Source organism: Nitrosomonas limosa, from assembly GCF_054188085.1.
On record NZ_CM135180.1, the window covers coordinates 1,334,779 to 1,357,512 of the forward strand.

The following is a 22,734-nucleotide window of genomic DNA, read 5'->3' on the forward strand; positions in this document are numbered from 1 at the left end:
TTTGCATCCTTATACTCTATTCGGTTTTTCCGAGATTTTTTGCGTGTTTTCGCTGCATTGTGATCAGTAATGTCTCAGATTTCTCATGAATCTCTTTGGCTATCTCGAGTAAAGAAGAAGAACCATCGTATTTTGCAAGTAAACCGATAGTTGTATCAATTTTCAGACTCACTTGAACCAAAGCTTCACTAAATACAGCTCCAGGCTCACGTACTTCGCTATATGCAACAGAAAGTTCTGCCCCACCACGAAGCTTCTCCAAAGCAACTGGACGCACCAGAACCTCGCCCACATACTTTAGATCAGGATTTTGGCTTTTTATTTTGGGTTGCAAATTTTCTTGCTTTGACCCATAAAGATAGACAAGAACTTCTTTTAACTCTGGAATCTGATTCTGATCAATAGGTTGTTCGCTTGGATTTATATTCCATCCTTTGGGTAATCTAAGAAATTCTTGATACTCTTTTCTACCTAATGCGGTATAGAGATGTGAAAAAGCAAATCGTCCACGATTAAAGCGATCCTTAATATCGAAAATGCCTTCGTTTTCGGCCTGGTCCAGTATTAGAATAGCCCCTACATAAGCTCGTATAGTATCGTGGTCATCCCCAAGTTGTCTGGCTATTGAATCGATTGTCAATCCACTGCTTTTATCTTTCTTATACCAATCTGCAACAAAACGGGCTTTTGCATAAGCATCCCAACGATGGGGACCATTGATATGCTTGAAGCCAATAAAAGCTTGTGCATCAGTACGCTCCGCCACACGCCAAACGCTTACTTTTTGTATCGATTCAATAACATTCTGACGAATATTCTCTGGAAGAGATACCTTGCATTCTCTAGCCAAGCTTTTATCTTTAATAAGCTTTATCGCAGCTAGGCGCCGGTTCCCTTCTAAAACAGTAAAGGGACCGGATTCTTCGCCCAATACTATTAGCGGTTCAAGATTTAAGTATTTATTTGTACAAATGGACTGAATCAGTTCATCTAATGCCGCTATATCACGCAATGCACAGATGATGCTTTTATCATCACGCGTACTTAACTCATCACCAGTTGTTAAGCGAGGATTGTCATAGTCAAAATTCAATAATGATGTCGGGCAATCAGCTGTAGGTTCGCCTATTTTGGCACGGAATTCTGACACTTTTTTATAAATACCAGTCGATATTGAATAATTAATAATTGAAAATAAATACTAATTCTTTTTCTGAGAAACGCTTCCTAGATTTTCATTAACATTGTAATGCATACATGATTAAAAAATAACAAATCAATTGAATAAAGCACTTCACCGCAAACAACGAGGTACTACTGCGTTTCTCAATCTACTGGGTTTCAACCAGCTTTCGCTCTAAGGAGTGGGAAATTGTACCCACAGAGATTAATTCTTATTCCTCTATCAAAATCTACCATCCTTATCTTTCCTACTTTCACTTAGAAGCATACACATACCCCCCAATCGCCCCGACAATTACACCCAATGGCGCGGCAATAAAGATTCCGATCATCGGTCCCTGGCTGGTATCCTTAGCGACAACCATGGGACCCAAAAATCCCACGGTAAAGAACAAGCCACCCAATAGTAACGCGCCACCGGCAATCGCCACCAGCGTGCCGGTTTTTTTACCAGAGATCAGTATCCAGGCAAACCACGCCGCCAGCCCGGCGCAACTCGATGAAACAGTCACGCTCAGCCAGGGTGCAAAACTGGCGGTTATCGTTAACATGGTATGGATAAAAAACAATACCGTTAGAAACATCAGCAGGGATACAATCGGTTTTAGAATTTGAAACATTGTCGGATGCTTTTCTCAAAGGAATTATTAACAGCATCGCATTGTAAACTATCTGCATATCGCCCAGGAGTTCCGGCATGAATACCTTCAATACAGATCGACGCACCTTGTTGCAATACGGCTTCCTGAGCTTGGGTGCTTTTTTCGGTAACGCACTGTTGCCATCGTTAGGCAACGCGGCGGCGTTAAACGCGCTGTTGACTTCGCAACCCGAGCTGTTGCCGCCGGATCAGAACGGCGTGCGCTTACCCGCAGGATTTACATCGCGCATCGTAGCCCGTTCCAGTCAAAAGATATTTCACTATACCTGGCACGCTGCGCCCGATGGCGGCGCTACTTTTGCGACCGAGGACGGCGGCTGGATTTATGTTTCCAATAGCGAGCTGGATAATCAAGCCGGTGGTGCAGGCGCGCTGCGCTTCAATGCCGCCGGTGACATTGTCGATTCCTACCCGATCCTGCAGCATACCACCCGCAATTGCGCCGGTGGCCATACTCCGTGGCAAACCTGGTTGTCGTGCGAGGAGACCGATAACGGCCAGGTCTGGGAATGCGATCCGTTTGGCAGCAATGCGGCGCAAGTCAGAAGCGCATTGGGAGTTTTCAAGCATGAAGCGGTTGCGGTCGACAACCAAAATAAGCAGCTCTACCTGACTGAAGATCAAACTGACGGCTGTCTGTATCGGTATACCGCCCATTCTTTTGATCGTGCGGGCCATCCCAATCTCGATGACGGATTTCTGGAAGTCGCCGAAGTAATCGACGGACGGGTTGGCTCAATCCACTGGCACACGCTTCCCGATCCTTTGGCGATCAAGATGCCGACACGCCGGCAAGTTTCCCGCAGCACCCGATTTAATGGCGGTGAAGGCATCTGGTATCACCAAGGCGTTGTTTACTTTACAACCAAAGGCGACAACCGGGTATGGTCGTACGATGTTCAACAAAACCGGATTTCCGTGCTGTATAACGCATCGCTCTATCTGTCACCGGTGTTAACCGGTGTCGACAATATCACCGGTAATGCTGCGGGGGAATTGTTAGTCGCCGAGGACGGCGGTGATATGCAAATCGTGGTTTTAACTGGCGGCAAGGTATTACCGTTGCTGCAATTGGTTGGACATGACCGTTCGGAGATCACCGGTCCGGCGTTTAGCCCCGACGGCTCACGGTTATATTTCAGCTCGCAGCGCGGCACCAGCGGAAAAGCTGACGGCGGCATGACATTCGAAATCACCGGACCGTTCTAATGGGATTTTTGTTGGTTTTCCCGGCTCTTGATAAATCCAGGTCATGAACCCATGTAGCAATCGTCTTGTACGAAGGAAACGCTATCAAACGCTATCATCAAGCAGCAGCAATTGACATAGAATAACGGCGGTATAAACGGGAGTATCGATTTGGAATTCAAAGATTACTATCAAACACTCGGCGTTCCGCGCGACGCCTCGGCGGATGACATCAAGAAAGCGTTCCGCCGTCTGGCGCGCAAATATCATCCCGATGTTTCCAAAGAAGCTGACGCCGAGCACAAAATGAAAGAAGTCAACGAAGCCTACACAGTGCTGTCCGATCCTGAGAAGCGTGCGGCTTATGATCAATTGGGCCAGCGCGGTTTTCAGGCTGGCAGCGATTTCCAGCCGCCACCCGGCTGGGATGCGAATTTCGAGTTCAGCGGGCGCGGTTTCAGCGGCGCACAAGCAGCGGATTTCAGTGACTTTTTTGCGGAATTGTTCGGTCACGGTATGGGTAGCGGTTCACGTCATGCGCATCAGCGCATGCGCGGTGAAGATCATCACGCCAAGATCATGCTTGACTTGGAAGACAGTTATCACGGTGCGACCCGCAGCATCGCCTTGCGCCTGCCGAAACTCGATAACCAAGGACGGCCGGTACTTTCCGACCATACATTGAATGTCCGCATTCCCAAAGGCGTGCATGCCGGTCAGGTAATCCGGCTGGCCGGGCAAGGCGGCCCCGGACATGCCGGCGAACCAGCCGGCGACTTGTTCCTGGAAGTTCAGTTCAAGCCGCATAACCGCTACCGCATCGAAGGCAAGGATATCCATGTCACCCTGCCGGTTACACCTTGGGAAGCGGCATTGGGTGCAACCGTCAAAGTGCCGGTGCCGGACGGCCTGGTCGAAGTGCGTATCCCGGAAAACTCGCAAAGCGGCCGCAAACTCCGCTTAAAAGGCCGCGGCATCCCCGCCGCTACGCCGGGCGATCTCTATTTGATACTGGAAGTGGTGCTGCCGCCTGCCGCAACGGAAAAAGCACGTGAATTTTACCAAAACATGGCACGGGAACTTGCGTTTGATCCGCGCCAGCATCTGGGAGTTTAAGCTATGTCACGTGAGATTGATGCCCTATTACTGGAAGAAGCGATGCTCAATCTGGATGAACTGGCCCGCAGTTGCCGCGTAAGCCGGGAATGGATCATCGAGCATATCCAATGGGGCTTGTTGCCGGATAGCGAACGGCTTCAAGCCGATCCGGATTCGTGGATTTTCGACAGCCGCAGTCTGATACGGGTCAAACGCATCATCGCGATCGAACGCGATTTCGACAGCAATCCGGAGCTCGCCGGCCTGGTCGCCGATTTAATCGAGGAAATCGAAACGTTACGCGCACGCTTGAAAACTTCGGGTTTGGACGAATATTAAAAATCACCCGTCTCGCAAGGAAATCAATCATGCCTTTACATATTGTCTGTCCGCACTGCCATGCCACCAATCGCGTCCCTGATGACCGCTTAGGCGCTTCACCCAACTGCGGCTCGTGTCATCAGCCGCTTTTCACGGCTCAGCCGGTGGAATTGACGGAAACGCTTTTCAATAAGCATATTGCCAACAACGACATTCCCGTGCTGGTCGATTTCTGGGCGCCTTGGTGCGGCCCGTGCCGCATGATGGCACCCGCGTTCGTGCAAGCGGCCGCCGCCTTGGAACCCGCCGTGCGGTTAGCGAAAGTCAATACCGAAGAACAGCAAGGTTTGGCCGCTCGTTATCACATCCGCAGCATTCCAACACTGGTATTATTTAAGGAAGGCCGGGAAATTGCCCGGCAATCAGGTGCCATGAGCGAGCGCGATATCGTGCGCTGGGCGCAGGCCAATCGCCAATAATGAGGGAAGTGCTGATTAATTCGCCGAACGAGATGAGATGCAAGGCGGATGGAGCGCAAGAAACGAGACATATCAATAGGATAGACGAGTTTCTGAGCACCACCCAACGCCGCAGATCGCTTGCGCAGGCAATTAATCAGCGCTTCCTGAGAAAAACAATCCATCAAGGAGTCCCAATTCATGCCCACTAACGGCAATCTTCCCCGTCTGATACTGTTCACGCTGGCAGGCGTATTGCTGGTGCTGTTCCTTCATAGTTTCCTGTATCACTATTTCCCGGACATATTGCAACCAGGCTATTTTTCCGCGGATGAGAAACGCGAAGGCGCCGAACCGCGAGCTATTCAGGCACGCGGCAATCTTGCAGAAGATGAAAAAAGCACGATCGAACTGTTTGAAAACTCGCGCGATTCGGTGGTGTTCATCACCACCCGCCAACGCGTGATGGATGCCTGGACACGCAATATTTTCTCGGTCCCGAGCGGCACCGGTTCCGGATTTATCTGGGACGATCATGGCCATATCATTACCAACTTGCACGTTATTAAAGGCGCCAGCGAAGCCACTGTGCGTCTGGCGGATGGACGCGATTATAAAGCCTCGCTGGTCGGCGCTAGTCCGGCGCACGACATTGCCGTATTGCGAATCGGCATTGGCTTCCAGCGGCCTGCGCCGGTGCCGATCGGCAGCAGCCACGATCTGAAAGTCGGGCAGAAAGTCTTCGCCATCGGCAATCCGTTCGGTCTGGACTGGACACTCACCACCGGCATTGTTTCCGCATTGGATCGCTCGTTGCCGGGCGGCGACGGACGCACCATCGACAATCTGATTCAAACCGATGCCGCGATTAACCCGGGTAATTCCGGCGGACCGCTGCTCGATTCCGCCGGCCGTTTGATCGGCATCAACACCGCGATTTACAGCCCCAGCGGCGCCAGCGCCGGTATCGGTTTTGCCGTGCCGGTCGACACCGTCAACCGCGTGGTGCCGCAAATCATCAGCCGCGGCAAGTACATCCGCCCGGCGATGGGCATTACCGTCGATAGCAAGCTGAACAACCGCTTGACGCAATTCCTGAAAGTCAGCGGCGTCGTCATCCTCAGCATCAGCCCCGGCTCAGCCGCCGATGAAGCCGGACTGCGCGGCGCGACGCTGACACCGGAAGGCAACATCATCGCCAACGACATCATCATCGCCGTCGACGGCAAACCGGTCGATTCCGTGGAAAAATTGCTCGCCCGCGTGGATGCTTATAAAGTCGGCGAAACTATCACGCTGACTGTCCTGCGCAAGGGCGAACCGTTTGAAATACCGGTGACGCTGCAACCGGGAGAATGATACCGGCAATTGATTTTGAAATACCTATTATAATGAATTGCTTACAGAAGGTCTTGAAGTGCCACCCCCACTCGAGTATCATCTAATCGGACGGTTAGAATCGCCTGATACTACCGCCGATGCCACTGAATCCCACTCAATTCCGGCATCGCTTTAATTCATATCTGATTCAAGAGATAGGAGTCAATCATGAAAAATCTCATGTATAAATTTATAACAATCATTGGTATCACTGCGGCTTTAACCAGTATTTCCGCAAAAGCGGATACCGTGATCACGTTCGATGATCCGGCAAGTAATGCGGAAGTAGGCCTTCTATTTGATTCTGCAATACCTGGTAGAGGTTTTTCTCACTCTGTTGATGGCTTTACTTTTACAAATCACGGTGGTTTTATGGTTATAGAAGATAGCTCCATACCAAACAGCAATGGAACCAACAGCCTGACTTTCTCACCCTTTGGGCCACCTGTAGTTGAAGGTTCGATTGGTCCACATGTTGAAATTACAAGGACCGGAGGCGGCGTGTTCGATTTGATCAGCATCGACATGACAATTTCTACCTGCGGCTGGAACGGCTGCGATGCAACTGAAAAAATTTTCATCAATGGATCACCGATTGTGATCACACAGGGAATGCAAACTTTTACGCTTGGCTTAACCGGTGTATCTATAGTTAAGATTTTCGGCACTGTTATTGCCGATAGTACCTATTGGGCGCTGGACAATGTAGTTGTCGCCACGCCTGTACCTGAACCGGAAACTTACATCATGCTATTGATAGGTTTGAGCTTAATGTCTTTTACAATGCGACTGCAACGCAAAAATTCAACTGCATCCGTTGCCGCTCGTATCTGAAAAGAAATTAACAGAAAATTATTAACCTGCCTTTGGAAATTTAAGGATTCTGTTTCTGAAGGCAGTTTTTCTCCTTCCCCCTGAGCAATATCATTCCCGAAGCGGCAATATCATATACGAAAAAGGGAAGACGGTCGTTATTATTTCTTGCCCGATATTGAGAGTGCTCTACCGTCCGATCTATCCAGCACCCGCATCACCAAATCCGACGTGGATATACCAGTCGTATAAGGCAATTCCTGAATCATCTCAGCCGGGAGCGATGTGCAGAGCTTGCGTTTTTCCTGGCGTTCCTGTTCCGAGGCACAGGCGAAGGTGTAAATATCAAAGCCATGCTGCTGCATGTATTCCAGCGTGACGCTGGCCGGGGTTTCGGTCAAGACTGCATCGACATGTTTACAGGCGGCCACGACCGCGGCGCGCTCGGCCTGGTTCATGACCGGCAATTTGCCTTTATTTTCAACCACGCGTTGATCCGATACCACGCATACCGTGAGATGCGTACCCAACTCGCGCGCGGCTTTTAAGAAGTTTGCATGACCTTCGTGAAACAGATCGGCGACCATGCGCGTGTATACGCGCTTTTGTTTTTGATTTTCCGGCCAATCGGGGATCGGGCGGTTTAGCCGGTTGAGCGCGCGCTCAATCCACTGCCGGCTACGCAATGCAATCGTGTCGTCGGGATCTTTTAGAACAATCTGGTGGGCATAGCTCCAGGCTTTTGATAAATCACCTAATAACCAGTTTTGCGCCAGCCGGTGATAGGCATAACACCGTACCAACAATGAGAAATTCTGCAAATTTTGCGCGGAGATAACGGTGTCCCAATGGGGATTCGGTGTGCGCCAATCACCGTAAAAAGCGCTCAGGATTATTTCGGGTTGCCGGGGATGCCAGCATGGGCCAAAAGCTGTTTCACGCTGGATCAGATCAAACGGCGGAAAGACCGAGATCCTTTGATATTCAGGCGGATAATCCGGCAACTCAAATCCGCCGGTGATGCGCTGACTGCCTTCTCTCTGCAAACCGCACACATCGAGCGTGATGCCCAATTCCGGATGAATATAGTCGCGGTAATTGGCGTAGTCGATGCGCATGGACGAACGCACCCACCCTGCACTTTCCAGTTCCGCGCAGCAGGCCTCCCAGGATTCCATCCACACTGCGATATCCAGATCCTTATCGAATTCCAGCAATCGCCCGCTGCGCGTCAGACCTAACAACGTGCCGGCGTAAGGAAAGGCAGGGATGTTTTGTTTGGCTAGCTGCGCGCAGGTTGACCAGAGCAATGATTCCGCTTCTCCGGAAAGAAAAATATTATTATCCGCCCGCCGTGATTTGGCTTCTCTTTTCTGCGGCGGGACTTTGCCGGATTTTGCCAGCGCCATCAGATGATTCAGTGAACGGCTGAAATGTGATTGCGCCGAGGGTAGATCCAGCAATACGAAACTCGCGGTACCCAGCACATGCGCCCAATGCGCCTTATAAAAATCACCATTTACATGCGCATAAATTTGGGCGGCATAACCAAGCGCTTCAACCGTACGGTTTGTACGCATCGCCACGGAACACCATAACCTTGCCACATCCTGCGATAGCGGCTGCTCGCTTTTCAAGGGCTCCAGAATGGCGTCCGCGTCATTTAATTTGCCTGCGGCAATTAAATCCCGCGCTTTTAACAACAGTCCATCCACAGTCATAACGAAATATCACTTATTGTTTTGTTAAGTTTACCTAATCTAATGCATTGTGAAGACAATCAATTAGAAAAACAATTAATAAAAAGTATTGCATTTTAATCACTTCTTAATATAATAGGAATCATTCTCATTTTTATTTCCACAAATATGATGAGAGCAATTGATTTTTTAACGCATCATCGCAGGAGACAACATTATGGCAATATCAAGAGAACCGCGCCCGAATTTAGGTTCCGGCGCTATCAAGTTCATTGATGGCATTTCTTTTTTTGGACTGGGTTCCGCAGGTTTTGGAGAGAATGATTTACTCATCATCGGCGACGAGGCGGATAACATTCTGACCGGCGGCACCGGTCATGACGAAATCCGCGGCGAAGGCGGCAACGACGTTATCCGGGGTGGCGATGGCAACGGTATTTTAATTGGCGGGGAAGGAAACGATGATCTCGACGGCCAAGCCGGCACCGAGAAACTCTTTGGTGAAGCGGGGAACGACATACTGCGCGCGGGCGGTTCTACGACCGATTATGACCGGATGAACGGCGGTACCGGCAATGACACTTTCGGCTTTTATGGCGCGGGGCAATTTGAGATTTCCGATTTTACCATCGGCCAGGACCGGTTATTTTTTGACTCGCAAACACTCGGCATCGACTCAGTACCGGAATTGCTTTCATTTATTACTAACATCAAACCGCCCAGCGGCACTAATGGCCATGTAGTTGAATTTTTGGGAGGCGTTGCCACTATCGAGTTGATCATCATCGGCGGAGATCTTAATTCGATCACTGCCGATATGATCGTTTTTAATCTGTAGTTTCATTTCTTCCTTCTTCTCTTTTAGTTTCTCCTCTCTGAGAAAACCAATCTTGATCTCCCAAGATTGGTTTTCTCAACATAAAAATCAATATCAATAAACGATGAAATTTGTCATCATTCCGGCATTGATGTGATCATTGACATGGCAGTGATACATCCAGCGGCCACGGACGTCGGGCTGCATATCGAGCGTTTTAGTCGCGGCGGGCAGTACCTCGGTCACATCCAGTCGGTTGCCGTTATGCAATAGCGTGGCGCCGTGCCAATGCGGGGAATGCAGATCGACTTCCGTCCCCATCCCCAGAATGTACCAGCGTACGCGCTCGCCTTTGCGCATGGCATAACCATGATTGTTACCGTAAACCAAGCCGTTGATACCATGCATCAAATTGCTTTCCTGAAATTCATCATCATCCGGATCGCACAATCCGGTGCAGGCCGTCAGATTGCTTTGCAAATGTAAGCTGGCGTTTTCATCGAACACGGTAAACAAGGAAATGAATTCACGATCGACATCGACCGGCGTACGGTCCGCATCCTCGAACCCTTTTTTGGTGATGATAATCGCGCCGATCAAGCCGGCATTGGTATCGGCAGTTTCATCGACATGGCTATGGTAAATCCAGGCGATCGACGAAGGATCGTTCGGGCCTGGCCCGGCACGCTCGGGCACATCCCAGGCATAGGTATATTCTCCGCCTGGCGCCACGACGCCATCCGGTTTATGCTCGTTACCGGCTGCCCGCGAATGCGGCGCACCTTCATGCGCCATGGTGTAGGACACTCCATGCGGATGGATGCTGGCGGGATAACGGGTATTGTTCTTAAAGTGGACGATAATTTTATCGCCCACTGCTGCACGAATCACCGGTCCAAGAATGCCAAGATGTTGCTCTTCGGCTAAGCGGGGTTTCAGCGCGCGGAATCCTTCGGTGTATTCGCGATAAACCGATTTCTGATAACGCCGCCCTATTCCCTGCTCTACGAATACACGTTGATCTGCGGTAAATTCCTTGCCGGTCATCGGATTCATCGGAAATGCCGGGGCATAATCCCATTGAACTTCATCGGCGGCAATCCAATATTCCCGGGCTGCAAAAGCGGAATTAACGAACCAGCCAAGCCAGATGATCGCGAAAGCCGTGCAGTAAATCTTCTTCTGCCACATTGATTATTCTCTCCTATTTTTACAAACATTCGCTCACTGCACGAATAACAATCGTTATTCGTGCAATCGCGATGGAGCACCAAAAATGCTCGCGTTATGCTGGCTCGCTACCGGAAAGGAAAAACCGTGGCTGGCTGGGGGAACTTATTAGACACATCCTTGAATGGAGCGAGCCTCGCAGAAGGGCTTTGACTGCGAGGCTCTGATACGTGCTCCTAACTTAACTTGCTTTCATACTCGGTAATCACCTGCATCAGAATGGATCGCAACGCAACCGCGCGATCGGCATCTCCGGCCAGAACCGCTTCCCGAAGATCTCTGATCGCATTTTCCAATTTAGCGCGTTGCAGCGCATTCAAACGAAGCTGAAGATCCGCAGCGAAGATCCCGGCATAAAGCGATATCCGTTCTATCGCCAGCAAAGCCTGATTCTTGTCAGCCAGGAAGTTTGCTTCTACCTGATTCATATTTCTTTTAATTTGACCCAGAATCCCCTTGCTGATGTCACTGACAATGCTATCGGCAACGACACTGTTCAGATCACCGGTAAATTGCGCATGGATACGGCCGCTGCCTGTAGGGTTATCAGGCGAGATGAAGGCATCGACCGTGCGGAAGAAAAATTCACCCTCGACCTGTTGCTCCCTGGCTTTATCGGTATCCGAACCCCGGTTGGTGATAATGCCTTCGACTTCGCGCAACACGCCGATCAGGAAGCTTCTCACCAATGGAACGACGATATTCTCGCGTGCCAGCATCAAAGCCAAACGATCATCGGTGTTTTCTTTGTTAAGCGCTTGTTTGCCTTGAACGAATGCGGACACGATTTGATAATCCAAATCCGGATCTGCGCCGGAAACGATGGATTTCTTGTCCGCTGACAGTACTTTTTCCGGCCGGTTTGCCGTTCCGGCAATCGCGGTATACGCCGCATAGGCCCGGTCCCATTCAAGCGCCAGCGCATCCGTTGATAAATCCACAAATTGTTCGGCTACCAGCGTCACGCGGTTATAAACCACCAGCGCGAATACGCGTTGCAACGATTTATCTATCTTTTGCAAAGCCTGAGCGAGCTCACTGCCGCTTTTAGCTTGATTGATGGCATTTGAAACATCCTGATCGATCGTTGTGCCATAGATTTGATCGACGATTTTTGTCAGTTGTTGTAAGTCGCCCGCGTAGTTCGCAGCAATCGCATCGACATCGATCGGGGCTACACCGCGTAACTTGCCAATCTGCAGAAAGTTGGCAACGGCGTTATCAACGAGCGCGGTATGATGCACCATTTCATACTTGGCGCGATTGAGTTGATTCTCATATTTCGTCAAGATTGCGGTAATTGCATCGCGCGCTTCCTTGGATTTGGTTGCGCTTAACTCGTCGCTGGCAACCAGAAGATTCTCCAATTGTTGTTCCAGATTAGTACGCTCCGCAGCGCCTATCCGCAACTCCAGATCCGGTAAAAAAATCCTGGCATAATATTTAGCGCCTGCAGCTTCCGCCAGCGCTACCGCGCGATCGCCCGATGTGATCGCACGCTCTTGTCCGGTCAGCTCCGCAATGGCCCGAGGGATAAAGCCTTTACCTAATTCACTCACAATCTCATCGGCAGCAACTTTAGAAAAATCCCCGGTCAATTGTTTCTTAATAATCAAACTACCGGCAGGATTTCCTCGCGCCACCAACGGTTCAATAATACGATAAAAAATTTCCCCTTCCTTTTGCGCAATGCGTGCTTCATCCGGGTCCAGCGTGCGATTATTCAGGATCCCGGCGACTTCGCGCAGCACACCGATGTAATAAGCACGTGTGAGCGACAAGCGGATGCCATAGCGGGCAATTTGCACGGTATTGAAATCTTGGTCGGGATTGCTTTTGTTCAATGCCGTTCTGACTTGCGTGAAGAAATTATTCACATCGACATCCAGACCCGGCTTGCTGCCCGCTACGAGTCCTTGCCGATCCGCCGTCAATACTTGATTTTCTCTGGCGACTGTCGATGAGATGGCTTGAAATGCCGCCACGGACTCATCCAGCATGGCAATCAACTCCGCAGACGTCGCGGTTTTAAATTGATCCCGGATCGCGGCAATGCGGTTCCAAATGCCTTGATAAAACACCCGCTGCAGGGTTTTATCGATGGTTTGCGCCGCCAGGCTCGGTTCACGATCATGAATGAGATCGTCTATCGCTGCCAAAGTATCGCTATCCAAAGTCAATGAATTGGCGGTATCGATCTCCTGGGTCAGTGTTTGCAAAGCCCCGGCATACGCCGCCGCAATTGCTTCTCCGTTAATCGGAAATTCTCTGCGCAATGTTCCGATTGTCTTGAAAGCGGTCACGGCCGATTCGATCGTGGCAACATTCGCTGCTGCCGTGGCTTGACTGATATACACTGAAAACAAACACAAACTCACAATCATTGATTGAATCAATGACCGACCGAGTTTCTTCAACTTAAACATTATAAAACTCCTTTTTATTGATAAACACTAACGCTAATACTAATGATAATGATTCTTATTAATTAATACAAATAAAATTTTTCCAGTCGTTTTATATTCCTTAGAAATTCGCGATCAAACTGGCCCTGACGGCGATGGGAGAACCTGGGGTTATATTAAAATCGTTATGCGCTGAGGCGAAATACTTCGTATCAAACAAATTTTCAATGTTTAGCTGACCCCGGAAACTCTTGGAAAATTGCGCAAAAAGCGCGGCATCAACGCGGGTGAAATCCGGCAAAACGACGCGATTGGTCAGGGAAGCGTACATATTGTCGCGATGTATCACGCCAAACGCAGCACCGATACGGGGCGTAATATCGTAGCGGCTCCACACTGAAAAGGTGTGTTTAGGTAACTCCGCGACGGTCGCCCCTTTTCTCGCGATCCCCAAGATATCACTGCTGATTTCTCCAACTTGGTAGGCATAACCGCCCATCACACTCCAATTCGAAGTCAGTTGACCTGCCAGACTGATTTCAACACCCTCGGTACGTTGCCCTTTGGTTAAAAATGTCTGCCCCCCGACCACGGAATTAATGACATTGGTGCGATCCAGTTGATAGACTGCGGCGGTGAATGCCAAATCCGGACGGATATCCCATTTCACACCGGTTTCAAGCGTCGTAAATTTTTCCGGTTTCAATGTTTCCACGGTAACATTCAATGCGGTCAACTGATCACCCGCGCGAGGCACAAAAGCTTGGCTATAACTGCCATAGAATGAAAGCGGTTCAATCGGCTTATAAATCACGCCAAAACGCGGTGCAATCAAATCGTCCCGTGTCTTTAGATGATCTCTCGGACCGTTCTTTTGCTGGAAATCGACTTCGAACAAATCATAACGGACCCCTGCGATCACCTGAAGTTGCGGCAATATCTCAATCTGATCCTGAATATACAGCGAAGTGACATTCACGATGCTGCGATTCAGCGCGTCCAGATCACCGCCAGCGTCCCGATTACGGAAAGTGATCGGTAAATTGGTGATCGGATTGCTGATCGGTACGAAAATGTTGGTACTGGAAACGCTATTATTAAACAACCCGGTTTCACGGCGATTATGGGTTTCCTGCCGCCCGACCTCGACCCCGGCCAGAAGCGTGTGCGCTATCGGACCGGTATTGAGCGAATAAAGTAAATTGGTTTGATTGAAAACATTATCGCGAGCTGTGGTGTTGTTATAGGCGCCGACCGGCAGCAATCCCGTCAGCGGGTTAAGTCCACCGCTGGCAAAGACATTTTGATAAAACTTGTCGTAGGTCGTGTAAAGCGTGCGGTTCTGCAGTGTAAATCCCGAATCGAATTTGTGTTCAATGAAGGAACCGAATGATAATACGTCGATATTCGCGTTACTGCGCCGCGGATCTCCGAAAAACTGCGAACGCCCCACATCGACCGGACCGGTGACTTGCCCGGTTCTTCCCACGACCGATGTGATCCCGCGATCGGCGGTACGGTCGTCATGAAAACGTTCCATATTCAGAACCACTTTCGTGCGGTTGGTCGGCTTGACGGTTACGGTAGGAGCAATCCCCAGCCGTTCCATATCGACGCCATCGCGAAAACTGCCGGCGTCTTCATATATAGCGTTCAAACGGATGGCGGCGACATCGTTGATGACATAACCGACATCTCCGGTCATTCTCTTCTGGTTGAAAGAGCCGCCCTGGAATGAAAATTCTCTGACCGGATTCCAGTTGGCTTCCTTGGTGACGCGATTCACCACACCGCCCGAGCCACCCCGCCCAAAGATCATGCCATTGGCGCCTTTGAGCACTTCCACACGTTCGATGTTATAGAGATCGCGATAAAACTCGGCATCGTCACGAATGCCATCAATAAAAAAATCTCCAGTCGAGCGATTACCGCGAAATACCAATGCATCCCGATTTCCCTCGCCTTGTGAAACACCGACACCGGGAACATACCGGACCGCGTCAGCAAGACTCCGGATGGATTGATCTTTGATTAAATCACTCGTAATCACCGTGATGGATTGCGGTACATCGCGCAACAGCGTGTTGGTTTTCGTCGCGGTGCTGGTACTGGCAGCAGCATAACGATTGGTATTAGTAGCCGAAATCTGTATCGAAGGCAATGTCACCACCTGTTCCGCACCGTTTGCAGCGGGAATCGGAGTGATCGCAAAGCTCTCCCCCAGCCGGGCTACTTGTAAGCCGGAGTTCTCAAGCAAACGATCAAGCGCTTGTTTCATTTCAAAGTCACCTTCCAACCCAAAGGTCACTTTGCCCTGTAACAAGGCCGGATCGAAAGCAAGCTTAATTCCTGCTTGCTCGGCGAATTGCTTAAGCGCATCTTCCAAAAGACCGGCTTGGATATTATAAGAGCGTACTGGAGATACCGTTGCAGACGAAGATTCTGCCAAGCTGCGATGATGGGGAAAAAGAAAGGTGCTGGCTAAACTGGTTAAGATTACAAAACAAATCCTCCCGATCGGGATTTGGATTTTATTAAAGCGCTGAAACATTTTTTATAATTCTTAACCAGGCTTGAAGAAGAATATTTTATTATGAGCTATCGGATAGGAAAATAATCGCTAATAGTTAGATCGAAATAAAATTTGGCGTATGTTACAGCAAATAACCCAGAACCTCACTCATTATGCCGGCGTTTCGCACATGCATGCCGATGCGGAGAGAAAATTATTCATTTGCGGCGGCCGCTCCCGCAAGGTCTCATCAAGAATTTGTTTTGCGTGACACGCGCAGATTCCGCATTGCTCAGTAACGCCGAGACACTCTTTCAAATCCCTCATCCGGTCTGCGCCGTCATAAACCGCTTCCCGAATAGCTTTTTCCGTTACTCCCCTGCATATACATACGTACATATCGACACCTTAAAACGAATAGCGATGCGCTCTTTGACTAAAATGAATCAGTTATTACTAATGAGAATGATTCGCAATTATACCTGGAAACTGGAAAAATGCAACAAATTTATGAATTGTTCAGTTCTCAGAGGGGTCTGTAATAAAACCGATTTTTGTCATGCCTGCTTTCGCGGCTATGCTCATCACACGCGCAACATGCTCATAGTGCGCCAGCTTGTCGGCTCGAATATGCAATTCGGTTGCAGGCTCTTCAGCGACCTTAGCGGAAAAGCGTCCTGAGAGTTGCTCCAATATCACCGGTTCGCCATTCCAGAATAATTCGCCGCCGGCACGTATCGCCAATTCGACATGCTCCGGTTGTGTAATATTGGGTGTATTTTCCGCCTTCGGCAGATCAATTTTGACGGAATGCGTCAGAAGCGGCGCGGTAATGATAAAAATGATCAGCAAAACCAGCATCACATCGACTAATGGCACGACGTTGATTTCTGCCATGGGAGCCTGACGCCCGCTATCTTGCATGCTTCCGAATGCCATTATTGCGCCCTCTCAACAATGTTACCAGTGCCGGCAGGATATGATTGCGCCGCTTCGGATGCTGAGATAGAACCTTGATGATTCTCATCGCCTACGGTAACTAATGTAAATAAATCATGGGCAAAAGCTTCCAATCGGGCAAGCCATATCCGGTTCCGGCGCACAAATGCGTTATAAGCAAGTACGGCCGGGATAGCCACCGCAAGGCCAAGCGCGGTCATGATCAGCGCCTCACCGACCGGACCCGCAACTTTATCCAAGGTGCCTTGACCGGACAAACCAATCTGGATCAACGCATGATAAATCCCCCACACCGTTCCAAACAAGCCGATATAAGGCGCGGCAGAGCCTGCCGATGCGATCAATGTCAATCCATTTTCTATGCGATTTGCTTCTTGATCGATACCGTTTCGCAAAGTCCGAGTCAGGAACTCGCTGGTGCCACCCGCGGCTGCCAATTTATGAGAACTGTGGATCTTAGTATCTGCAGCTGCGTCGATCGCCAATTTTGCAAGCTCGGCAAAAGCATTGTTCGGCGGTGTATTTTTCAATTCATCGCTAACAACCTGTAAAGAATCAACATTCCAGAAATGCTTTAAAAAAGCCTCGGCGCGGCGCGTAGCGATAAGATTCGCGATGCTTTTTGTGATGATCAGATACCAGCTTGCCACGGACAGCGACAGCAATAGCACCAGCACACTGATACCGACGCTGTCGATCTGATCGAGAAAATGGGAAAAACCGAGACCTTGTTCCATGTTAATTAATTTCCTTGCAATACAAAATTAAAAGGCTGTAAAGCAACAGCCCGGACCGGCTGGCCGTTACGCAACGAAGGGTTGCACTGCCAGTCTCTGACTGCCGTCAATGCAGCAGTATCCAACCGCTCGTAACCGCTGCTGTTTATAACTTTCGCATCATCAATACGTCCTCTTTCATCCAACTCTACACGCAGCACCAGTTTGCCTTCCTCGCCCATGCGCCTGGAAATTGCCGGATAGGTGGGCGGAGTCAGCTTGGGGCATGAAACCGATAATTCCGAAGTTAAAGTAACCGGACTGGACGATACCGGAGCCGGCGATGCTTCCGCCGTCATCGCTGATTCTTTCACTGGCTCGGCTACCGGAGCGGGAACCGGTTGCGGCGCAGGTTCAACATACTCTTGTTTGGGTGTGACAGGGGATTTTGCAACCAGCTTTTCCTGCTTAGGTTGGATGACCGGTTTTTTTGCGGGCTGCAATTTAACCGGAGCCGGTTCGGGCGGAGCTGGCGGAGCGATTGCCGGTATTGGCGGTGTGATCAATTCAGCAAATAACGTTAACGCCTGATCAGGTGCCGGGATAAGCTTCTGATTCCATAAAAAATAAAACAACCCGGCATGAAGCATCAATACAAAAACCAAACCGGGTAATGAGATGAACGGCCGCCGCTGCTCTAAATACTCAAAATTTTTCCGGGATATAGATTGCATTTCAGAATAACAGGCCTAAACAAACTTTTAGCTAACTGGATTTATGGAAACGCTGATTAATTGACTGCACGGGCGAATCACTTCGTTGAGCGGCGCTCGCATCCTCGCCTATCTTATTGATAGGCCTCGGTGTTGCGTTCCGTGCGCCTCGTGCTTTCTCCCGTTCGCCGAATTAATCAGCATTTCCTTATAAACCGGAGATCCTTAATTTCTTTACAGAGAAAAACTGCAAAGATTGCGTTTTGATATAGAATCCGCAACTAATAAAATCATTTCCGATTACTTACGTATAATAACGCAAACGATAATAATTATCAATTTCCAAAGACATCCAGAGACCCCGGAACCCAGCATTTTATCGATTCTTATTTCCACTACCAATCAATAGCTTAATCAGATAAAACATCAGTCCACTGCTATCATGACATACTCCACACCCGGTTTCTGGCGACGAACCGTTTGCTTAATTTATGAGCTGCTGCTGTTATTGGCCGTATTGTTTATGGCCAGCTTTCTGTTTCATTTCATTTTCAGAGATACGCAAGCTGCTTATTTCAAACCGCTGTTTCAATTCTACTTGCTCGCGATAATGGGATACTACTTCACCTGGTTCTGGACTCATGGCGGTCAAACGTTGGCAATGCAAACTTGGAAAATGCGCGTGGTGACAGCCGACGGTAAAATCCTGAATCACAAACAAGCAATTACGCGTTTCTTACTGGCTGTCGTGGGCATTTTCTTATTCGGCATCGGAATTATCTGGGCATTGTTCGATCGCGACCATCAATACTTGCACGATCGCATCGCCGGAACCCGCATTATCAGACTGGAAAACTGAACCTAAACAACCCCGCGATTCCGGATGAAAGCTGAAGAAATTTAGTACTGCTATCAGAGATGTGTAATAATAATCCGGCTCTGGGTTTAATGTTACCGTTCAGTTTTTAACTGACTAAAATTGAACTCCTGATCCGTACAAATGAATGGGTATTGGTTTTACTTTGGTAGGACACACTAACGATGCGTGATCATTTATTTGCTTCAACAGCCGCAGCAAAAGTCTTGTTTCGGGAATGGGCCGGACATGCGAACAGTTTAATTATTGTCGCCGCCACGTTTTTTATTTTCATTATCGATCTGCATTTACCGCTCGGAGTCGCTGCCGGCACACCTTATGTCTTGGTGATTTTTGCCAGTCTGTGGGTCAGCAGTATCGGATACTCCTACCTTATCGCCACTCTCAGTCTTGTTTTTACTATTTCCGGCTTGTATCTCTCTCCGGGTATTGAAGCGCCTATGCATATCGTACTGATCAATCGCGGGCTCACTGTGTTATTGATCATCGCTACGGCTATTATGGTCACTCGAATCAAGCGTGCCAACATCGATATTTCCTCGCTAGCGAATCAAGTAGCAACAGATCCTCTCACCGGGTATAGAAACCGGCAATCTTTTGAGACGGAATTGGAAACCGAGATTTTGCGTTGCAAGCGGTATCATCATCACTTATCGGTTGCCATCATCGATATTGATTTGTTTAAGTTATTCAATGATAACTATAACTACCGCAACAACAATGATTACATTCAACGGATCTCCAACGATATCCGTATCAATATCAGAGCCACTGATTTCTTCTATCGCATTGATAACAATGTATTCGCAATCCTGTTCCCTGAAACCGAACTGGCAGAAGCTAAGAAAGTATGCGAATCGGTACGAAAAAAAATAGTGGCACGAATGGGTAAACACGCTGAAAACAAGGTTCTTCTGAGCATCGGCATCGCCACTCTGGAAGAAACCGATGATCAAATGCATTTATGCAAGCGCGCGGAGGATGCGTTATTCATTTCGAAACGCAACGGCGGCAACCAGGTTTCAACGTTACCTTCCGTATCCTACAAGGATAAACCGTCGGTTGCCGCTATCCTGTCGCGATCACGAATTGATTAGGAAAACATCGAATAATCCTCAGCCCGAACGAATCACTTCATTGCACAACGTGCGGGTTCGCTTTCACCTATTGGATTGATATAAATCGTTTATCGCATCTCCTGCATTTGCATTTCTTCATGTTCTTCGCAGCAACCGAGACAAATCAACAGGATAGGCAATAGAAAGAGTAGCGCGCAACGAAGTGATTCGTTCAAGCAGGCAATTAATCATTGTCTGCTTAAAGTAATTACTTTCAATTCTCTTATATAATCCGGTGTATCGATCAGACACCTCTTCGTTGCTGAGATACTCATGAGTTTATTGAACAAGCCTATGGCCAAAAAATCAACCGGCCGCAATTTCTCCCCCAGAGTCGCCCGATTGCTGCGCGAATCCGGTTTACTGGTTCTGATGGGGGCTGCCCTCTATCTGATTATGATTTTTGCCAGTTACGACCGTGGCGATGCCGGCTGGTCGCATAGCGGCGAAACCGATCAGATCCAAAATGCCGGTGGCCACGTCGGCGCATGGGTAGCCGACTTGTTATTGTTTTTATTCGGCGCATCGGCCTGGTGGTGGGTCGCTTTCTTTTTGTCGGCGATCGCCTGGAGCTATCGCCGGATCGATACCGCCGGAATCTTTGATCGCCATTCGATGCTGCTATCGATGGGAGGCTTCTTACTGCTGTTAACCGCCAGCAGCGGGCTGGAATCGTTACGGTTTTATTCACTCAGTCTGTCGTTACCGCTCTTACCCGGCGGCATGCTCGGCAACACCATCAGCCATTATCTGTCGCAGATCCTCGGTTTTACTGGTGCAACACTGACATTATTGATCCTGATCGCAATCGGATTCAGTCAATTTACCGGCTTGTCATGGGTCCGTTTCGTGGAAAAGATCGGTGAAAGCGTCGAAAATCTATTGATTCTTATAAAAAATGCCTGGGAAACCCGGCAAGACAAATTCATCGGCGTCATTGCCGCACATGTGCGCGAAAGATCCGTAGAAACCGAAAAAAAACGTATCGAAAGCACTCCGCATCTGCACATCGAACCGCCCGCAACCACCATCGTCAAATCGCAGCGCATCGTCAAGGAAAAGCAGCCGTCGCTGTTTTCCGACCTGCCGGATTCCCCGCTGCCGCCGTTGCATTTGCTCGATGAACCGGAAAAAAACTTTGAAATATTATCCAAGGAAACGCTGGAATTCACTTCGCGCCTGATCGAACGCAAACTCAAGGAATTCGGCGTCGATGTCAAAGTCGTCGCGGCTTTCCCGGGACCGGTCATTACCCGCTATGAAATCGAACCGGCCGTCGGCGTCAAAGGCAATCAGGTCATCAATCTGGTCAAAGATCTGGCGCGGGCGTTATCCGTCGCCAGTATCCGCGTGGTCGAAACCATCCCGGGAAAAACCAGCATGGGTCTCGAAATCCCCAATCCCAAACGCGAAATTGTAAGACTCCAGGAAATTTTGAGCTCGCAAGTCTACGCCGACTCGACGTCGCCTTTAACCATCGCGCTGGGTAAGGACATCAGCGGCCGTCCGATGGTTTCCGATTTGGCGAAAATGCCGCATGCGCTAGTCGCAGGCACCACCGGCTCGGGAAAATCGGTCGCCATCAATGCGGTAATCCTGAGCCTCGTATACAAAGCCACGCCGGAGCAAATCCGCTTGATCTTGATCGATCCCAAAATGCTCGAGTTGTCGGTCTACGAGGGCATTCCGCATTTACTGACGCCAGTGGTCACCGATATGCGCGAAGCCGCCAGTGCGCTGCGCTGGTGTGTCAATGAAATGGAGCGGCGTTACAAACTGATGTCGGCGTTGGGCGTGCGTAATCTCGCGGGTTACAACCAGAAAATCCGCGACGCCGCAAAAACCGAGGAACCGGTGGTCAATCCGCTGCTGCCGCCGGAACAAGAACCGGAATACTTGCAAGAACTGCCGCTGATCGTGGTAGTCATCGACGAATTGGCCGATCTGATGATGGTTGCGGGAAAGAAAGTCGAACAACTGATCGCCCGCCTTGCGCAAAAAGCCCGCGCCTCCGGCATTCACCTGCTGCTCGCGACGCAACGGCCATCGGTCGATGTCATCACCGGTTTGATCAAAGCCAATATTCCGACGCGGGTTGCGTTCCAGGTGTCGAGCAAAATCGATTCGCGCACTATCCTTGACCAGATGGGCGCAGAAGCGCTGCTGGGCCAGGGCGATATGCTGTATTTGCCGCCTGGCAGCGGTTATCCGCAGCGTATACACGGTGCGTTTGTTGCCGATCACGAAGTCCATAAAGTGGTCGAATACCTCAAACAGCACGGCGAACCGGATTACATCGAAGAAATTGTGCAATCCAGCGACGAAGAAACTGACGCCAATGGCGCAACCGATCTTAAAAAACCATCCAACGGCGAATCCGATCCGCTGTATGACGAAGCCGTTGCCATTGTTGTCAAAACCCGCCGCGCTTCGATCTCGCTGGTGCAAAGAAACTTGCGCATCGGCTATAATCGCGCAGCGCGCCTGATCGAGGACATGGAACGCGCCGGGCTGGTATCCGCGATGCAAAGCAACGGCAATCGCGAAGTTCTGGCGCCGTCGCGCAATGAATGATCATGCGCATT

The 22,734-nt window shown here is 49.6% G+C and carries 20 protein-coding genes; 10 read left to right on the forward strand and 10 right to left on the reverse strand.

Annotation, left to right across the window (positions count from 1 at the left end; translation table 11 throughout):
* Window positions 1-16 precede the first annotated feature (16 nt).
* Both ACV7NC_RS06035 and ACV7NC_RS06040 read right to left on the reverse strand, forming a co-directional pair.
* Window positions 17-1,150 carry a ParB/Srx family N-terminal domain-containing protein gene (locus ACV7NC_RS06035; RefSeq protein WP_458154603.1) on the reverse strand — a complete coding sequence of 378 codons (1,134 nt, stop codon included), beginning with the start codon at window positions 1,148-1,150 and terminating at the stop codon, window positions 17-19.
* 286 nt (window positions 1,151-1,436) lie between these two features.
* A complete protein-coding gene (locus ACV7NC_RS06040; RefSeq protein WP_458154604.1) occupies window positions 1,437-1,802 on the reverse strand; it encodes a multidrug ABC transporter permease in 366 nt (121 codons plus the stop codon).
* A 77-nt stretch (window positions 1,803-1,879) separates the two neighbouring features.
* On the opposite strand from ACV7NC_RS06040, the gene ACV7NC_RS06045 reads away from it, so the two are divergent.
* The 6 genes from ACV7NC_RS06045 (at window position 1,880) to ACV7NC_RS06070 (ending at window position 7,122) form a co-directional block, all read left to right on the forward strand.
* A complete protein-coding gene (locus ACV7NC_RS06045) occupies window positions 1,880-3,052 on the forward strand; it encodes an alkaline phosphatase PhoX (RefSeq protein ID WP_458154605.1) in 1,173 nt (390 codons plus the stop codon).
* A gap of 150 nt (window positions 3,053-3,202) precedes the next feature.
* Window positions 3,203-4,147, forward strand: a complete 945-nt coding sequence (locus ACV7NC_RS06050) for a DnaJ C-terminal domain-containing protein (protein ID WP_458154607.1) — start codon at window positions 3,203-3,205, stop codon at window positions 4,145-4,147.
* 3 nt (window positions 4,148-4,150) lie between these two features.
* Window positions 4,151-4,468 carry a chaperone modulator CbpM gene (locus ACV7NC_RS06055; protein ID WP_458154608.1) on the forward strand — a complete coding sequence of 106 codons (318 nt, stop codon included), beginning with the start codon at window positions 4,151-4,153 and terminating at the stop codon, window positions 4,466-4,468.
* A 29-nt stretch (window positions 4,469-4,497) separates the two neighbouring features.
* Entirely contained in the window at window positions 4,498-4,929 is a 432-nt protein-coding gene (gene trxC / locus ACV7NC_RS06060; protein ID WP_458154609.1) for a thioredoxin TrxC, read from the forward strand.
* Between the two features lie 180 nt (window positions 4,930-5,109).
* A complete protein-coding gene (locus tag ACV7NC_RS06065; protein WP_458154611.1) occupies window positions 5,110-6,267 on the forward strand; it encodes a S1C family serine protease in 1,158 nt (385 codons plus the stop codon).
* A gap of 189 nt (window positions 6,268-6,456) precedes the next feature.
* Window positions 6,457-7,122, forward strand: a complete 666-nt coding sequence (locus ACV7NC_RS06070) for a PEP-CTERM sorting domain-containing protein (protein ID WP_458154612.1) — start codon at window positions 6,457-6,459, stop codon at window positions 7,120-7,122.
* A gap of 140 nt (window positions 7,123-7,262) precedes the next feature.
* Here the strand turns inward: ACV7NC_RS06070 and ACV7NC_RS06075 are convergent, their stop codons facing one another.
* Window positions 7,263-8,822, reverse strand: coding sequence for an adenylyltransferase/cytidyltransferase family protein (locus tag ACV7NC_RS06075; protein WP_458154613.1), 1,560 nt, complete (start codon window positions 8,820-8,822; stop codon window positions 7,263-7,265).
* Window positions 8,823-9,018: 196 nt separating this feature from the next.
* Here ACV7NC_RS06075 and ACV7NC_RS06080 point away from each other — a divergent pair, with 196 nt between their 5' ends.
* Window positions 9,019-9,639: a calcium-binding protein gene (locus ACV7NC_RS06080; protein ID WP_458154614.1), complete on the forward strand. Its 621-nt coding sequence runs from the start codon at window positions 9,019-9,021 to the stop codon at window positions 9,637-9,639.
* 93 nt (window positions 9,640-9,732) lie between these two features.
* Here the strand turns inward: ACV7NC_RS06080 and ACV7NC_RS06085 are convergent, their stop codons facing one another.
* The 7 genes from ACV7NC_RS06085 to ACV7NC_RS06115 form a co-directional block, all read right to left on the reverse strand.
* Window positions 9,733-10,809 (reverse strand): multicopper oxidase domain-containing protein, encoded by a 1,077-nt coding sequence (locus tag ACV7NC_RS06085; RefSeq protein WP_458154615.1) that lies wholly within the window; start codon window positions 10,807-10,809, stop codon window positions 9,733-9,735.
* Window positions 10,810-11,024: 215 nt separating this feature from the next.
* Window positions 11,025-13,274 (reverse strand): hypothetical protein, encoded by a 2,250-nt coding sequence (locus ACV7NC_RS06090; RefSeq protein WP_458154616.1) that lies wholly within the window; start codon window positions 13,272-13,274, stop codon window positions 11,025-11,027.
* Window positions 13,275-13,374: 100 nt separating this feature from the next.
* Window positions 13,375-15,702 carry a TonB-dependent siderophore receptor gene (locus ACV7NC_RS06095; protein WP_458154618.1) on the reverse strand — a complete coding sequence of 776 codons (2,328 nt, stop codon included), beginning with the start codon at window positions 15,700-15,702 and terminating at the stop codon, window positions 13,375-13,377.
* A gap of 234 nt (window positions 15,703-15,936) precedes the next feature.
* Window positions 15,937-16,164 (reverse strand): bacterioferritin-associated ferredoxin, encoded by a 228-nt coding sequence (locus ACV7NC_RS06100; protein WP_458154619.1) that lies wholly within the window; start codon window positions 16,162-16,164, stop codon window positions 15,937-15,939.
* Between the two features lie 120 nt (window positions 16,165-16,284).
* The gene (locus ACV7NC_RS06105) at window positions 16,285-16,704 is read right to left on the reverse strand and encodes an ExbD/TolR family protein (protein WP_458154620.1); all 420 of its coding nucleotides are present in this window, start codon (window positions 16,702-16,704) and stop codon (window positions 16,285-16,287) included.
* On the reverse strand, window positions 16,704-17,462 hold the full coding sequence (locus tag ACV7NC_RS06110; RefSeq protein WP_458154621.1) for a MotA/TolQ/ExbB proton channel family protein: 759 nt from the start codon (window positions 17,460-17,462) through the stop codon (window positions 16,704-16,706). The genes ACV7NC_RS06105 and ACV7NC_RS06110 overlap by 1 nt, the downstream gene beginning before the upstream one ends.
* 5 nt (window positions 17,463-17,467) lie before the next feature.
* The gene (locus tag ACV7NC_RS06115; protein ID WP_458154622.1) at window positions 17,468-18,175 is read right to left on the reverse strand and encodes an energy transducer TonB; all 708 of its coding nucleotides are present in this window, start codon (window positions 18,173-18,175) and stop codon (window positions 17,468-17,470) included.
* 421 nt (window positions 18,176-18,596) lie between these two features.
* On the opposite strand from ACV7NC_RS06115, the gene ACV7NC_RS06120 reads away from it, so the two are divergent.
* The 3 genes from ACV7NC_RS06120 (at window position 18,597) to ACV7NC_RS06130 (ending at window position 22,723) form a co-directional block, all read left to right on the forward strand.
* Window positions 18,597-19,013: an RDD family protein gene (locus ACV7NC_RS06120; RefSeq protein WP_458154624.1), complete on the forward strand. Its 417-nt coding sequence runs from the start codon at window positions 18,597-18,599 to the stop codon at window positions 19,011-19,013.
* A 182-nt stretch (window positions 19,014-19,195) separates the two neighbouring features.
* The gene (locus tag ACV7NC_RS06125) at window positions 19,196-20,128 is read left to right on the forward strand and encodes a GGDEF domain-containing protein (RefSeq protein WP_458154626.1); all 933 of its coding nucleotides are present in this window, start codon (window positions 19,196-19,198) and stop codon (window positions 20,126-20,128) included.
* 294 nt (window positions 20,129-20,422) lie between these two features.
* A complete protein-coding gene (locus ACV7NC_RS06130) occupies window positions 20,423-22,723 on the forward strand; it encodes a DNA translocase FtsK (RefSeq protein WP_458154627.1) in 2,301 nt (766 codons plus the stop codon).
* Window positions 22,724-22,734: the final 11 nt, after the last annotated feature.